General features: G+C 41.2%; 15 protein-coding genes, 1 tRNA gene and 1 pseudogene. 10 read left to right on the top strand and 7 right to left on the bottom strand.

The window, feature by feature from the left end; genetic code table 11:
• The 3 genes and pseudogenes from F8R90_RS21240 to F8R90_RS21250 form a co-directional block, all read left to right on the top strand.
• Positions 1-276, top strand: a pseudogene (locus tag F8R90_RS21240) (ISKra4 family transposase); the annotation flags it as partial.
• 356 nt (positions 277-632) lie between these two features.
• Positions 633-833, top strand: a complete 201-nt coding sequence (locus F8R90_RS21245; RefSeq protein ID WP_196512331.1) for a hypothetical protein — start codon at positions 633-635, stop codon at positions 831-833.
• Entirely contained in the window at positions 821-1,846 is a 1,026-nt protein-coding gene (locus tag F8R90_RS21250) for a response regulator (protein WP_196512332.1), read from the top strand. The genes F8R90_RS21245 and F8R90_RS21250 overlap by 13 nt, the downstream gene beginning before the upstream one ends.
• Positions 1,847-1,876: 30 nt before the next feature.
• On the opposite strand, the gene F8R90_RS21255 is transcribed toward F8R90_RS21250, so the two are convergent.
• Positions 1,877-3,082 (bottom strand): histidine kinase, encoded by a 1,206-nt coding sequence (locus tag F8R90_RS21255; protein ID WP_196512333.1) that lies wholly within the window; start codon positions 3,080-3,082, stop codon positions 1,877-1,879.
• Positions 3,083-3,677: 595 nt separating this feature from the next.
• Here F8R90_RS21255 and F8R90_RS33510 point away from each other — a divergent pair.
• From F8R90_RS33510 to F8R90_RS21275, 5 genes are all read left to right on the top strand, one after another.
• Positions 3,678-3,809, top strand: coding sequence for a hypothetical protein (locus F8R90_RS33510; protein WP_269141782.1), 132 nt, complete (start codon positions 3,678-3,680; stop codon positions 3,807-3,809).
• A gap of 140 nt (positions 3,810-3,949) precedes the next feature.
• Positions 3,950-4,183 (top strand): hypothetical protein, encoded by a 234-nt coding sequence (locus tag F8R90_RS21260; RefSeq protein WP_196512334.1) that lies wholly within the window; start codon positions 3,950-3,952, stop codon positions 4,181-4,183.
• A 499-nt stretch (positions 4,184-4,682) separates the two neighbouring features.
• Positions 4,683-6,077 carry an S-layer homology domain-containing protein gene (locus F8R90_RS21265; protein WP_196512335.1) on the top strand — a complete coding sequence of 465 codons (1,395 nt, stop codon included), beginning with the start codon at positions 4,683-4,685 and terminating at the stop codon, positions 6,075-6,077.
• Positions 6,078-6,365: 288 nt separating this feature from the next.
• Entirely contained in the window at positions 6,366-7,445 is a 1,080-nt protein-coding gene (locus F8R90_RS21270) for an SGNH/GDSL hydrolase family protein (protein WP_196512336.1), read from the top strand.
• 13 nt (positions 7,446-7,458) lie between these two features.
• On the top strand, positions 7,459-8,502 hold the full coding sequence (locus F8R90_RS21275) for a M42 family metallopeptidase (protein ID WP_196512377.1): 1,044 nt from the start codon (positions 7,459-7,461) through the stop codon (positions 8,500-8,502).
• A 65-nt stretch (positions 8,503-8,567) separates the two neighbouring features.
• Here F8R90_RS21275 and F8R90_RS21280 read toward each other — a convergent pair whose 3' ends face one another.
• Positions 8,568-8,777 carry a toxin-antitoxin system, antitoxin component, Xre family protein gene (locus F8R90_RS21280; RefSeq protein WP_196512337.1) on the bottom strand — a complete coding sequence of 70 codons (210 nt, stop codon included), beginning with the start codon at positions 8,775-8,777 and terminating at the stop codon, positions 8,568-8,570.
• 164 nt (positions 8,778-8,941) lie between these two features.
• Between F8R90_RS21280 and F8R90_RS21285 the strand changes: the two genes are divergently transcribed.
• Positions 8,942-9,313, top strand: coding sequence for a hypothetical protein (locus tag F8R90_RS21285; RefSeq protein WP_196512338.1), 372 nt, complete (start codon positions 8,942-8,944; stop codon positions 9,311-9,313).
• On the opposite strand, the gene F8R90_RS21290 is transcribed toward F8R90_RS21285, so the two are convergent.
• The 4 genes from F8R90_RS21290 to F8R90_RS21305 are packed head-to-tail and all read right to left on the bottom strand — an operon-like array spanning position 9,310 to position 13,279.
• Positions 9,310-12,462, bottom strand: a complete 3,153-nt coding sequence (locus F8R90_RS21290) for a CHAT domain-containing protein (RefSeq protein ID WP_196512339.1) — start codon at positions 12,460-12,462, stop codon at positions 9,310-9,312. The two genes, F8R90_RS21285 and F8R90_RS21290, sit on opposite strands and share 4 nt — an antisense overlap.
• The gene (locus tag F8R90_RS21295) at positions 12,455-12,715 is read right to left on the bottom strand and encodes a hypothetical protein (protein WP_196512340.1); all 261 of its coding nucleotides are present in this window, start codon (positions 12,713-12,715) and stop codon (positions 12,455-12,457) included. Before F8R90_RS21295 ends, F8R90_RS21290 begins: the two co-directional genes overlap by 8 nt.
• Positions 12,716-12,759: 44 nt before the next feature.
• Positions 12,760-13,038, bottom strand: coding sequence for a BrnA antitoxin family protein (locus F8R90_RS21300; protein ID WP_181927838.1), 279 nt, complete (start codon positions 13,036-13,038; stop codon positions 12,760-12,762).
• A complete protein-coding gene (locus F8R90_RS21305) occupies positions 13,001-13,279 on the bottom strand; it encodes a BrnT family toxin (protein WP_196512341.1) in 279 nt (92 codons plus the stop codon). Before F8R90_RS21305 ends, F8R90_RS21300 begins: the two co-directional genes overlap by 38 nt.
• A 543-nt stretch (positions 13,280-13,822) precedes the next feature.
• Between F8R90_RS21305 and F8R90_RS21310 the strand changes: the two genes are divergently transcribed.
• Positions 13,823-14,260 carry a hypothetical protein gene (locus tag F8R90_RS21310; protein ID WP_196512342.1) on the top strand — a complete coding sequence of 146 codons (438 nt, stop codon included), beginning with the start codon at positions 13,823-13,825 and terminating at the stop codon, positions 14,258-14,260.
• 259 nt (positions 14,261-14,519) lie between these two features.
• Here F8R90_RS21310 and F8R90_RS21315 read toward each other — a convergent pair.
• A tRNA-Thr gene (locus tag F8R90_RS21315) sits at positions 14,520-14,591 on the bottom strand.
• Positions 14,592-14,605: the final 14 nt, after the last annotated feature.

Here is a 14,605-nt window from a genome sequence, read left to right on the forward strand (position 1 = left end):
GGTCAGGTAGATAATACTCAAGCTTTATTTCTTCATTGCCGAGGTAAACAGGCGAAGAACTTCATTGCTTATCTTGAAAAACATCGCTCTCGTATTGTCAACTATGCCTATTACCAGGCTGAACAACTTTGTTCTATTGGTTCTGGAGCAGTTGAATCTGCTATTAAACAAATTGGTGCGAGAATTAAAATTTCTGGCGCACAGTGGAATGTTGATAGTGTTAATCACATCCTCTCTATTCGTTGTGCTTATCTCAATGGTTTGTTAACTATTTAAGTCTTTCTGCCAAAAGTGGATGCTCCCAAAGTCTTAAACCAAGTATAATTTCAATTATATGTAATTATACTAAATCTTTGCAACACTTATCGAATAGACTAAATAAATTAAAGCCAAGTGATATTACTATTTAGTATTAGCTATCTTCTAAGCGCACTTTGGGAATTATTTTGCCCTGTCTCACAAAGTTTCTAAACTAACTAAAAAATTAAATAAGTAAGGTGTGTATTTGCAATTCTCCAAAAAATTGTAATTTAACTTTAACAATGGGGAAATATAAAAGTAACATTTCCTCCCATAACCATAGCCGAACAAAAAGGTAACAATTGCCTTCGTGTTCCAATTATAGATTGTCTATGCAACTTAGTTATCTACCGCTTGCTTGGCTCACTAACATTGAGCAGTCTATTGTCAAAAAACAGTTGATTGTGAAGCCAGACACACCTTTGCCGCAAATTCTGGCATTGATAAAAAGAGCGATCGCCCCTATGCGATTGAGTTGCACAGCCTTTTCTCGGATAGTCCCGCAAGTGGAAGGCAACTCATGTCAGGCATAAGCCCATTTTCTCTTTCTAAGCAACCACCACTGATTCTAGTGGCTGATGATGACAAGACCATCCGAGTGTTGTTGCGTAAAGCTATGGAACAAGAAGGTTATCGAGTGGTCGAGGTCAATGATGGGAAGCAATGTTTAGATGCTTACGAGACGATCAAACCGGATATAGTTTTGCTAGATGCTGTAATGCCTGTGATGGATGGCTTTACCTGCTGTAAGCACTTGCTCCAGATTGCCAGGAATAATTTAATATCGGCCCTTGCAACCTTTGATACTGACTCGACTCTTAACAATACTGTTATCTCGAAGATATGGGAGCGCACTCCCATATTGATGATCACATGTTTGGACGATGAGGACTCTGTAAACCGTGCTTTTGATGCAGGGGCGACTGATTATGTCACTAAGCCAATTCACTGGCCTGTATTGCGCCAGCGCCTGCGCCGACTGCTACAGCAAGCGCAAGTATACAAACAATTGGAGGCAGCAAACCAAGCTTTGCAGCACCTGGCCAATGTAGATGGTTTAACTGAGTTGGCTAATCGTCGTCGCTTTGACGATTATCTCAATACTCAGTGGATTAATCTCGCACAAGAGGAATCTCCACTATCAATGATTTTGTGTGATATCGACTTTTTTAAGTTTTATAACGATAGATATGGTCATCCTGCTGGGGATGTCTGTTTACAAAAAGTGGGTGCTGTCTTAAACCTTAAAGCCCAAAAACATCAGGATTTGGTAGCGCGTTATGGTGGCGAAGAATTTGCTGTGATTATGCCATACACCCCTGCATCTGGAGCAGTTCACGTTGCCGCAGCGATACAAGCGGGAATTAAAGATTTGCAAATTGTTCACGACGGGTCTGCGGTGAGTCAGTATGTCACCCTAAGCATGGGCGTGGCAACTGTTGTCCCCACTTGGGAATCATCACCTTCAGATTTGATTGTCCAGGCAGATAAGGCACTCTACCAAGCAAAGGCTGGGGGACGCGATCGCTTTGTTTCAAGTTCTTAGTTGTCGTTAGTCATTTTGAATGACCAATCTCTAAGAAGGATAAACTGGTAGTGTGAAGTGGAACCATGCTCCGTTATTGGGGGCAGAGTCCACCCAAATTTGGCCATAATGTGCCAGGATGATGCGTTGGCATAAACAAAGACCAATTCCGTAACCTTCTGTACCTTCATCCCGTTGTAGGCGGAAGTGGTTTTCAAAGATGCGATCGCGATTCTCTACAGGAATACCAGGCCCAGTATCGCCAATACTAAACTGAACTTTTTGGGTAGTGCGGTGTAATCCGGCAACGCTAATCTTGCCACCTTCTGGTGTATATTTGATGGCATTATCCAACAGATTCACTAGCACTTGGCGGATGCGTTCTGGGTCAGCATATACGTATGGCAAGTCATTAGGAATATCTGTTTCTACCTCGTGCGATTTGGCGGTGTAGCGATCGCACAATTCTTCCAGAACTTCTAAGCACAGTTTGCCTAACTGTACTTTTTGTGGTAAGATAGGAAACTCTGTATCTTTACCACGACCTACCTGTAAAAGGTCGGCAATCATCCGGTCAATGACCTTAGTTTGATTGCGGGCTTGTTTTAATAGATGTGCCGTCATCGATGGCTTAAGGCGCTGGAATTGCCCTGTCTCTAAATTGTAGTTAGATTGGAGAGTTTCAATAGCGATCGCGGCAGCAGTTAAGGGATTACGAAGATCGTGCGCCAGCATAGCAATTACCCGATCTTTAAACTGTAGCTGCTCTTGGAGATTATCTTTTTCCTGTTTCAAGCGAAAAATTTCGTCTGAGAGTCGGATTAGTTCAGCAGAAACAGCAACTGAACGGATAGTAGATTTGGGTAATGTCACCCTAGAATTGTCGTCTATACATTCTTGCAAGTCTTCCTGTAATTTTAAGTAAGCGTCTACAGCGACTTGCCAACGAGGCCACCAGTTTTTCAATTGCGCTATGATATTACTCCCAGCCAGAACCTGTCGTGGTTCGGGATGGATTTTGATTAAAGCTGGCGTTGCTACCAGCTTAAAGTGTTCTGCTAAGTAAGGTTGTTGTCCAACATCGATAGTTTGAAGTTCAAAACTATACTCAGCCTGCAATTCTTTTAAGTAAGCACGTATTCGCTGTACCTGCTGTCGGGACTTTGGGCGTCCATCGACAAACAGTAACAGCTGGAGTGGAGCCTCAGAATAAATAGGCTGATCCTGGGAAACTTGCATGTAATCGTGTTTCAGCACTGGTAACAACCTGGCGACGCTTTACAGAAAGTAAAATGGACTGACGGTTGTCAATGGTCGTTGTTTTTCTTCAATTTAATATCTATTTTAGATTTTCATACTCTTATCAGACCTGAATTTTTGACATCAGACATATGTTTTTCAACCTTTTGCCCCTTTTTCGCTGACTTCATCTCCAAGAAACATCCTTGCTCTTGAATATAAGTTTTAATTTGCCCTGAATCAAAAATTTTCGCCAGAGCTAGCAGGTAAAAGTTTTAATACTATGTCAAATCGGCTAGTGGAGCAGCATGTCAATTAGAGTACTCGCTTTGAACAAGCGATCACCCAAGCAAACGCAGATGCTAATTGTATCTAATCTATCAGGAAGCTGTTAACTGTTCAGACCAAGTTTGTAGAGGGTTTTCTCAACCGCCAGTGCATCCGATGAAGTGTCTTTTTTGCCTCTACCCAATCATTTGTAGGATTGGGTAAAAAGTCATAGCTGACTATGTACTGCCTCTATAACTTGTAAAGCGCACCCTGTGCCCAGCCTTCCTAAAGAACCGTTGCCCTATCCCAGAATAACAGGGGATGGATTGCCCCAGAGAAAGCTTTGGATAACATAGAGGCGATGCCTACGGCGGTAAACTACGCATTTCTAGAGGAAGCACTTACTGCTCTCGAAGCTGCCAAGAAACTCTTGACTACAGCACAAGTAGCATTTCCCCAGAAAATCTATTTATAGATATTAGGGAAACTGCCGCGACACTTGGCTGCTTTGCCTATGGCCCCGGACTCCAAGAACCACAAACTTACGCTAAGTTCCTGAAATTGCTTAACACTGGCATTTTCTGCCTATTGCCTTACTCAGCTTACCATCGTCAGATGAATAATTTCCAGAATCGATTGGAAGCCAGCGTTAGCGAACTTGATCTATTCCCCTCCTTGAGTGAGGCTAAGGGGGGCTTTAATCCTAGTCTATCACTTCCATTGCTTTGCGATCGCCTGACTGATAGTGTATCTGGAAGAAGATTAAAGCTTTTGGTAGCTACATTGTTTTTTGGTGAGTTATCAATCAGTTATCCGCTCTGGCAACTGAATAATTACAGAACTATCTGAAAAACTGATTCACAATCTGGTAGTCTGCCACATTAATTTTGATCAGTTCATAGTGGGTGGCTCTAGCCCTCATCTAATCACTAAAGTACTTACTATGAACTCTCTTAAGCTTTCATAATCCCTGTGGTGGAGTACTTACTTCAAGCATCCAAATCATACAACTCTTGTATAGCAAGTATTACAGCTTTATTTCTATTTTTTTTCCGAAAATGTTAGTTTGCTAGATTTTTAGGGAACTATATAAATAAGCGTAAAACAAATAAGCGTAGAACGAAGACAACACGGTAGCAAAAGCTACCGTTTACTAATTTTTTGAGATATCATCTTCACCAAGGCGAAGATAAGCAGGGGAAGAGAGAGAGATCAAGGGGACAACGGGGACAAGGGAGAATTATTAAACAAGTTTCTCCCTTGTTTCTTCGCAATGTCCAATGTCCCAATCACATTTAATGAACAGTCTGCGCTAGGGTAGGAATTGAAACTCAACTTGTGATTTCCTGTGCTTCCCTGTAAACGTCCAGCTGTATTTCTAATTTGGGCTGTTCTACTCACTTCGTTAACAGCCTGTGCTAACAGTCCAGTCGCCAAAAACCTTGAGCAATCTTTGGCGGCAGATCCTAAGCTGCAAAGCAATCCAGTTGTCTTTGGAGAATCTCAGGGTAACCAACCGCAAGCACAGCAAAACGAATCAACACTTCAGTTACCATCTGATTTTCCCAAAGATATCCCACTATATTCCAATGCCAAACTACAGGAAGTTACACCTGCTAGTGGCTCAGAAAACAGAGTCTCAACTCGTTGGTTAAGTTCTGACCCCAGCAACTTTATTACTAGCTTTTATAGTAGCCAGTTTCAAACAAATAACTGGCAGATTTTGCAACAGCCAACAGATGATGCGGGAGGTGCTTTTGAGGCACGTCGGAACGATTTGCTGTTGAAGGTTTCCATTCAGCCTAAATCAGTTACCAACGCTACACTTAATCAACCCCAAACAGCTACTGAATTACTAATTGAGTACGTACCGAATAGTACTGCAACGGCACAACCTACCCCAACTACAAGTTCTAACGAAACTACTAACGCCGTTCCGCAACCAGGAGATACCCAGTTTATTGGCCCAATACCACCTACAAACTTGGCAGCGCAGCCACCAAGTACAGCTAATAACCAAACAACTCCTACAGCAACACCTGAATCTCAGGAATTCAACGATCTGAATAAGGTACCGCAAGAATGGCGGCAACACATCCAAGACTTGGCTGCATTAGGTGTTTTGGCTCTAGAACCAAAGGCAACTAAGAGCAACTCTACTGCTATAACTAACCAGTTTGAACCCAATAAAATCGTTACACATCGGGAATACGCCCGTTGGCTAATTGCTGCTAACAATGCCATGTATGCCAGCAATCCAGCTAAACAAATTCGCTTGGCATCAGAAAGTACTCAACCAGCTTTTAGTGATGTGTCGGCAAAAGACCCTGATTTCCCAGCAATTCAGGGATTAGCTGAGGCTGGGTTAATTCCTAGTCCTTTGTCTGGAGATTCTACAGTAGTTTTGTTTCGTCCTGATGCACCCCTAACGCGAGAACAGTTACTACTGTGGAAATTACCCCTAGATACTCGCCAAGCTTTACCCTCTGCCAACTTAGATGCGGTCAAACAAACTTGGGGTTTCCAAGATGCAGGGCGAATTGACCCCAAAGCTTTAAGAGCAGTGTTGGCTGATTACCAGAATAGCGAACAATCAAATATTCGGCGGGTGTTTGGTTATACGACTCTGTTTCAACCCAAAAAACCAGTAACTCGTGCTGAGGCTGCTACGGCTTTGTGGTATTTCGGCACACAGGGTGAGGGTGTATCGGCTGCTGAGGCTTTGAAATTAAAGCAAAGTTAAAAGGCGGTTGGTCTATCATCAGCATAAAAGCGAGCAATTAAAACCTTTTGGGAGGTAAATTTTGCCATTTCTTTGTACAAAAACTATTTTTTATTAAGAAAAGGTAAATCTAAGTATTTTCAGCGTTTTTACCTGTGTTTGATGAATTTTTGAGGCATAGTTAAGTGAAACAACGTAAGTTACTCAATAGACCTACTTAGTTTTGAAGTAACTCAAAAGACAAGTTGTCGAACTATAGCCCTTTCATTGCTTTTAAACAAGCTAAAAAATATCACGGGTAAAACAAATATGAAAAAACAAGCTGTAGCAGCAGGATTTGTTCTATTTTCTTTTATGTTGCCGCTCAAAGCGAATGCTGCGAGCTTTAGCAAATTTTATGTATTTGGCGACAGTCTTTCTGATACTGGCAATGTTTTCGCTGCTACTGGTGGTTTAGTTGCTCCGACAACAGCCATTCCCCAAGATCCACCCTACTTTCAAGGGCGTTTTTCCAATGAGCGGGTGTGGGTAGACTACCTCGGAGAGCAACTAGGATTAAAACCCTCTCCATACATTACTTTAAATCCAAATATTCCCAATCAAGGTATTAACTTTGCTGTGGGCGGCGCTAATTCTGGTCAGGGTAATGCTGTTGTTCCTAATGCACCGTTACCAGGAGTACTGGAACAAGTCGGCTTGTTGACACAACCGATTTTCCAAGCCAATCAGAAGCTTGATCCAAATGCACTTTATGCTGTATCGGGAGGTGCAAATGATTATCTGTTTGGTCAAGCTATCAATCCGGCTCAAACAGTCCAGAATTTATCAGATGCAGTAGGGTTACTTGCCTCATCTGGCGCAAAAAATATTTTAGTCTTTAATTTACCCGATTTGGGCAAGATTCCATTTGCATTCGCAACAGGTCAATCTGGTAACTTGACTGGTTTGACAAATGACCACAACACGAGATTAGCAGAGGAAATAGGCAAGTTTAGCAATAACTCTGACCTGAATCTGATTTCTGTGGATGTGTTTTCCTTATTTAATCAAGTACAAACAAATCCAGGGGAATTTGGGTTTAAAGATGTGGCTACCCCTTGCGTAATAGGGACTTTACAGACAATCACAAGTGTATGTTCTCAACCAAACGATTATTTCTTCTTTGACTCTGTGCATCCAACAACAGGCGTTCATAAGTTGGTCGCAGATACTGCACTAGCGGCGATTGAGGCTAAGTCTGTCCCTGAACCTGCGATAAACTTGGGAATTTTAGCCCTTGGTGCTTTTGGTGCGCTAGGAGTGCTGAAGCGTCAACAAAAAAGGTCAGCACTTGTATCAGTAGTCCGGGTTGTTGATGCACAATTGTCTCATACAACAGTTGAAAACTAAACTAACTGTATTGATGTGGGATTACGATCGCTTATTTGAAATTATCGAAGAATTAGTTATGCACCATTCTCCTAGTGGTGTAGAAGCTGAGATTAATCAGTTGTTAATGCAACGATTTGTGGCGCTGGGTATAGAAGTCTGGTGCGATCGCGCCGATAATATTATTGCGAAAATTCCAGGGAAAAATCCAGACCGAGCGATCGCAATCACCGCACACAAAGACGAAATTGGCGCAATTGTCAAGAATATAGGTGATGAAGGTCGTGTCAAAGTCAGCAAACTCGGTGGTTCTTTCCCGTGGGTTTATGGTGAAGGTGTTGTCGATTTAATCGGAGATAACGAAACCATTAGCGGTATTCTCAGCTTTGGTTCCCGCCACGTTTCCCACGAATCGCCCCAAAAAGTCCAGCAGGAAGATACAACTGTTAAGTGGGAAAATGCCTGGATTGAAACGAAGCTGACATCTGCGGAATTAGAAGCAGCTGGCATTCGACCTGGAACTAGAATGGTAATCGGCAAACATCGCAAGCGTCCAATTCGGTTAAAGAATCATATTGCCGGTTACACCTTGGATAACAAAGCTTCTGTTGCCATTTTGCTAGCCTTGGCTGAAAACCTGAAACAGCCTGCTGTTGATGTTTATTTAGTAGCATCAGCTAAAGAAGAAGTAGGAGCAATTGGGGCGCTATTTTTCACCCAAAATCAGCGTTTGGATGCCTTAATTGCTTTAGAAATTTGTCCATTATCTGAGGAATATCCCGTTAAAGATGGGGAAAGTCCTGTACTTTTATCTCAAGATGCCTATGGAATATATGATGAGGGGTTAAATAGTCAATTGCGCCATAGTGCAAAGCAACTCGATATGCCAATACAATTCACAACTCTGAGCGGATTTGGCAGTGATGCTTCGATTGCGATGAAATTTGGCCATGTTGGACGTGCTGCTTGTTTAGCGTTTCCCACCCAAAATACCCACGGTTATGAAATTGCTCATTTAGGAGCGATCGCTAACTGTGTCGATTTGTTAAAAACTTTCTGCGAAACTGAGTTTGAGTGATAAGTCTAGGCTTTGATTTGAAGGTGCGATCGCATATCAACCCAAAATAGATAACATCACCAAATTCATAGTTTGTCATATTCTGCATCATCAGGGTTATCCCAGATTTTGAGCAGAACTGGTTCAGAAAGTTTTGCTGCTGCAAAGGTAAGGCTATGGTCTGCATTTTGCAGAGCCAGAGAATCAATAAAATCTTCAACTAGCAAAACTTGTTCGGGAGGCAGCTTTTGAATTTTTTCAAGTAGCCTCTGCTCTGAAATTTTATGAGACTGCATTGTTTAGATTTTCCTAACCTTGCCTGTATTGGTTGCTTTATGCATTCATTATAGTTTTTGATTGTCTCTATCCACGAAGGCGATCGCTAACTGTCTCGATTTGTTAAAAGCTTTCTGCGAAACTATTAGAGGTATAATTGCTGAAATTTCGTGTATTTATTTAAATGATTACCGTTACACCAGAGGAAATTACTCAGTTTCGCAACCAGTTGGTCGATAGTCCAGAGGCTGCTTTAGCGGCTTTGGATGCTATAGAAAAGTGTGAAGGCTATTTAGATGATGCTGTTCCACTGTTGGTTATGCGGGAAACTGCACAGGAAGCAGATAGATCGTTAAATGATTTGCTAGAAAGATGTCGCCAATTCCTCTGTCAAGAGGAAGTCAGAGAGTTTTTAGAATCAGGATTAATTGCTCCAATTATAGAACCATTGGCAATTAGTACAGGTATTCCTTTGGGTACTGCCACTGCACTTAGTATATTGGTGTTTAAACTGGGGGCGAAAAAGTTTTGTCAAGTCCCTGAATCTGGTGCTTAACGTCCAGATGCTGTAAATCCAGCCCAGTAGTAAGGATTTGCAAAAGGTAGGGGTTGACGTTGCTTGATTCGTTCCAAAGATTCTTGAAACCTGATACGTTGTCCTACTCTGAGTTGAGCCAAGACTTTTTCAATTTGGGGTTTGTGTTCTTCTAAAAATCTGTCTAATCCTTCAATAGTCAGATTTCGTAGCCATATTTGAGCTTGCTTAAGAGCTATGGCAATATCTCCTGCTTCTAGGTTATCAAGTGTGAATAAATTTTCGTAGAATTTAATCATTAAAAAACTGGTAGACAAGTCATCTACTTTCCACAGTGAACTAACGACACTGGGACTACCAGCTAACAGAAAACCGCCAGGTAAACCAATGTATTCGTCACTCGTATTTTTAGAATCAATCAATCCAGTTTCGCAAGCGGAAAGGGTGACAAGGCGACATTTTTCTAATTTGAGAGTGAATATTTTATCTAAAGTCAGACATTTTTCTAAATCGTAGGTTTCCCCTGCTCGTAAATTCAGGTAACGTTCGGAGTCGGGTTTTGTTGGGGTGTCTGCGATGGGTGCATTTGCCAAAATTAAGGCTGATTTACCGGGGTTTGTTAAGTTAAAAGACCCGTGACAGCTAAAGTGAGTGCAGTGGTAAGTGTTTAAGTCAGTATTATTAATTGCTGTGAGTGTCGCTGCTGTTTTTTTCAGAACGTTGGAAGTATTAAAGTAGCTTTGAATAACTTGTACTTCTAAATTGGTGTAATTCAGGTCTTCTGTAGGATTTTGAATTGCAAATAGAGATTGAAAATCAGGGCGTTGTCGCTGTTGTACTTGTTGCAGTAGTTGACAACTGGGTGCATAGCCCACACCACCAGCAAATAAATCCAGAAGACAAGACGAATTTTCAGAATTTTGATTTATTGGTAGTGCATGAAGGGGGAATAAGTGCAGGAATCGATGGGGAATTAGGATGAGTTTATCGCAGTGGTTTGGTATCTGGGTTAATATTTCATCAATGTGCAGAATTGAGGCTAATTTTTTGAGTTCTACCCCTAAACTATTCAGCCATTGGTCTTTTTGATTGTAGTAGTTTTGCAAATATTGATTTAGCCAATCATACAAGGCTTCTAAGTCTCTTGTTTGGGATTGCCAAACAGTTGCTTCTCCTTGTTTTGTGACAATAAACGCCAGAATTTTATCGTTGAGAATATACCACTCGATAATGGCTGTATGCTCATCCAAAGAACCTTGGAAGGAGTCGAAATTGAAACCATAACCAACGGGTAAATAGCGGTTTTGCAATTCATTACGCTGCTGTCGTAACTGTTGTAGATGTTGTGCAAGGACTTTGGGATTTTCAGCTTTGCCATTTTGGATTTGATATTGTCCTACGGCTATTTCATCCCTGTATTTTTCTAATTGAGGGAATACTTCTGGAGGGAAGATGGTTTTAGAATCACGTTCAAGGATCTGTTCAACTAAATTGCGGGTTTTACTACGTTCAACATATTCAATTGCTTCGGTAATCTTATTTAATTCTGTGCAAACATCTACCATACAGCTATAAACTTTGTTGAACTGTTCCGCTTGTTTGCGTTTGCTTTCTTCTCCAGATACTATTTCTTCTCGCAAAGATTCTATGGTGACAATGGCAGACTCAAAAGTATTGTATGCTAAGTTAAACTTGTTTGTGTCTTGGTAAGTTCTTCCCAGTCCAAACAAAGTTTCTGCATGGTTTTCAGGCAAAGCTTCTTTGGTTCTGACAGTTAAAGCAGCAGTATAAGCAGCGATCGCTTTTTCAAAATTATCGGCTGGTTCTTCTGTAATTTTGATAGAGTAAACATTCCCCAGATTATTTTGCGTTATTGCCCAATCTTGGGGTGCAACCTCGCGGGTTCTCACTTCCAAAGCATGTTCATAAGCCTTAATAGCCTTAATAGCAAGTTCAGTATTTTCTGCCGGATTTATCAGTATTTTTTTATAGTAAGCAGTACCTAAATGGTCTTGTGTTGCTGCCCATTGTTGAGGTAACGCCTCGCGGGTTCTAACTTCCAAAGCATTTGTGTAGGCTTTGATTGCTTGTTCGAGATTTTCTGCAAGGTCTCCCTTAATTCTGTAATGATAAGCAATTCCCAGATGATTTTGCATCATTGCCCAATTTTGGGGTGAAACTTCGCGGGTTAAAACTTTCAAAGCATCTGTGTAGGCATTGATTGCTTGTTCAAGATTTTCTGCTTTGTCTCGTAGTATTCTGTTAGAGTAAGTATTGCCCAAATTATTTTGTATTTCAGCCCATTTTAAGGGCAAATCCTCACGGTTAAAAAATTTCAAAGCATCTGTGTAGGCATTGATTGCTTGTTCGAGATTCTTTGCCTTGCATCCTACGATTCTCTCAGAGTAGGCAATGCCCAAGTTATTTTGTGTTTCAGCCCAATTTTGAGCAAAAGCTTCACGGGTATATACTTGTAAAGCAGCAGTGTAAGCAGCGATCGCATTTTCGATATTATCTGCCCTATCTCCTTTTATTCTCTCCCTGTAGGCAAGTCCGAGATTATTTTGCGTCATTGCCCAATCTTGAGGCAAAGCTTCCCTAGTGTAGACTGTCAACGCGACTTCATAGCCAGTAATGGCAATTTCCATATTGCTGGCTTTGCTACCCAAGGGGAATTGCGCTATTAGATTGCTAAATTCAACAATAACTGATGCTAAATATTCTGCTTTATCTGCTGTCGCTTCCCCAAGTCTATTTGTCCCCCAACGGCGCAATATTTCTGCTAACACTCCGTCGAGTTTGTCTGTATTCTTTGCCAGCAAGGGGTAAACTACCTGAGAATTACCTCTACTGTCTGCGGTTGCTTGTAGTACCTGCATCAAGAATTGGTAATATGTCTGTATCTCCTCCTCACTAAGAGATTGCAAATCTACTTTATTATCTAGATTCAACGCTTCCCCTAGTTGCATTGCCAAACCTTGCAACCAATTCGCTGTCTTCTCATCCCCTTGCTGTAAAAACCTCTGTGCTACTGCTTCTATTGTCTGCAAGAAGCCAATATCTACTAATTCTTGGTTTGCTGTCAAAGTTTCTTGGAATTCATCGTTAGTACGGCAATTCAACAGGCTTTGAATGAGGTTGACATAGGCTTGCTGACGCTGATCATTCATGGGCAAAGGTGTGAGACGCAACTAGATCATAAGAAAAATTCAACACCAACACCCTAAATTCCAGAAAAGTGTAGAATTTCATCACAAATGATGTGTTTCTGCCAATGAAAGAACCTCGTGGATGAGTATTTTTTACTTGTGAACAGACGATATACAGATTTTGCGATCGCTTGATTTCCAAAAGATGCGATCGCGTTTTGCTAAGAAGCTTTTGAGTAAATATCAAGCAATACCCCCCGATATAACTTGTCATCTAATCGAGGGGGAAGTTCCGGTGTAATATTGAATTTTAAATTGTTACACTGCTCTGTGTTCGTCGCAGTTTTTGATGTAACGACGTAAAACAGAGTTGATTAAGGTTTTATATTCTCCGCTTTGAGCTTGAAACCACTCTAGTATATCTGGCTCAATCTGTACCAATTGCTGTGCTTGAGGTGCGGGAACTCGGAGAGTAGCTTTCTGAAAAAAATCTTCTGTCAATGGTGGAATATCAGAGTAGTCAATTTCTTCATCGTTCATTGACTCCAATGCTGTCCAGTTAGTACGAGAGGTATTTCTCAAGTTTTTGTCGCTCATACCGATTTGCCCTTCGTGCTGAAATGATCCGAATCACATTATTTTTGCGTTCTGTCCAAACTACAACGGCTACACCGTTGCCGAGAAAACCTATACCGAACCAACGGTCTTCTCGATAATCAAAACGATCATCTAACTCAATTAGCATTGGACTTTCAAACATCTCAGGAACATCGGCGAAATCAATCTCATGTTTGCGAAGATTCTCTAAATTTTTCGCCTCATCCCACTCAAACTGCATGAAAATTTAGACACGCTAATTGAACCATCTCTATTATCCTGCATAATATCCCAATACGCTCAGTATTAGAGATAAAAACTTACGGGGAAGCAAGCTACGCGCAGCCCCTCGTAAAGAAGTGCGGGCTACGCAAACGCATTTATCGATTTGGCGATCGCAATTGCTATTTCGGAGTACGCAATTGCTATTTCGGGGTACGCATTTGTTATTTCGGAGTACGCAATTGCTATTTCGGAGTACGCAATTGCTATTTCGGGGTATGCATTTGTTATTTCGGAGTTCGCAATTGCTATTTCGGGGTATGCATTTGTTATTTCGGAGTACGCAATTGCTATTTCGAGGTTCGCATTTATTGATTTTGTGATTACTGTTGCTGATTGTACTTATTCTAAAACAAGAAATTGATATGAAAAATGAGTAAAAACACAGTCAAAGTCGTAATTTTTTTGTTGAACTTTTAATGAAATAAATCCACAAAACTACCCATCTCATGCAAAAGGATACTCCACTATCTTGAAAAAGGAATAAAAAAAAGGATATCTCATGTCTTTAAAAACTCGTGGATCTGCTGCTATTGAAAAAGCCCAACTTCGTCTCGCCTTGCTTAAATCTATTGATGAAAACCTGGATTTAGGACATGGGTTAACCATTGAAGCTTACAACCATCTAATCAACACTACCCGTGCTGTGCTAGAAGCTAATAACACGCTGGTTTCCAATCTGGAAGAATCGCGTAAAACAGTAACCCAGATGGATAAAGCTCTCTCCGAAATGTCTGAACGAATGCTAAGTGGAGTTGCAACTGTCTACGGCAGAAACAGTATGGAGTATTCCAAGGCTGGCGGCTCCAATCGAAAACGAAGTAAACAATCTAGTTCAAAAGTTACTCCAGTTGTAGCGGTTCTTACGACTCAACCTACTCAAGCTGCAATTGTGAATGCGTCAACTAACGGTAATGGCACAACTCCTTTGCTGCAATAATCCACCTAGCTTGAAAATGGGAGTAGGGGTGTTAAATCACAGAATTCAATTCTGTAGCTTGCTTCCCTGAAAGGGTATTCTAGCTCCTGACTCCTGAATTGTGTTTTGATAATTTGTCACCAATACATACAGAAGCAAATTACTAAGTTTGATGACAATAATTTGTCACTACGACATTAATCTGTCAACGACGACAAATAATTAGTCACTGTACACTTGATTTATGTCAAACTTGACTATTGAGTAATACTTTTATCAAAGCCGATGATGGGATTTGAACCCACGGCCTGCTGATTACGAATCAGCTGCTCTACCACTGAGCCACATCGGCGTACACAATCTAAG

Source organism: Nostoc sp. NZL (genome assembly GCF_015714705.1).
Lineage (GTDB): Bacteria > Cyanobacteriota > Cyanobacteriia > Cyanobacteriales > Nostocaceae > Nostoc > Nostoc foliaceum_A.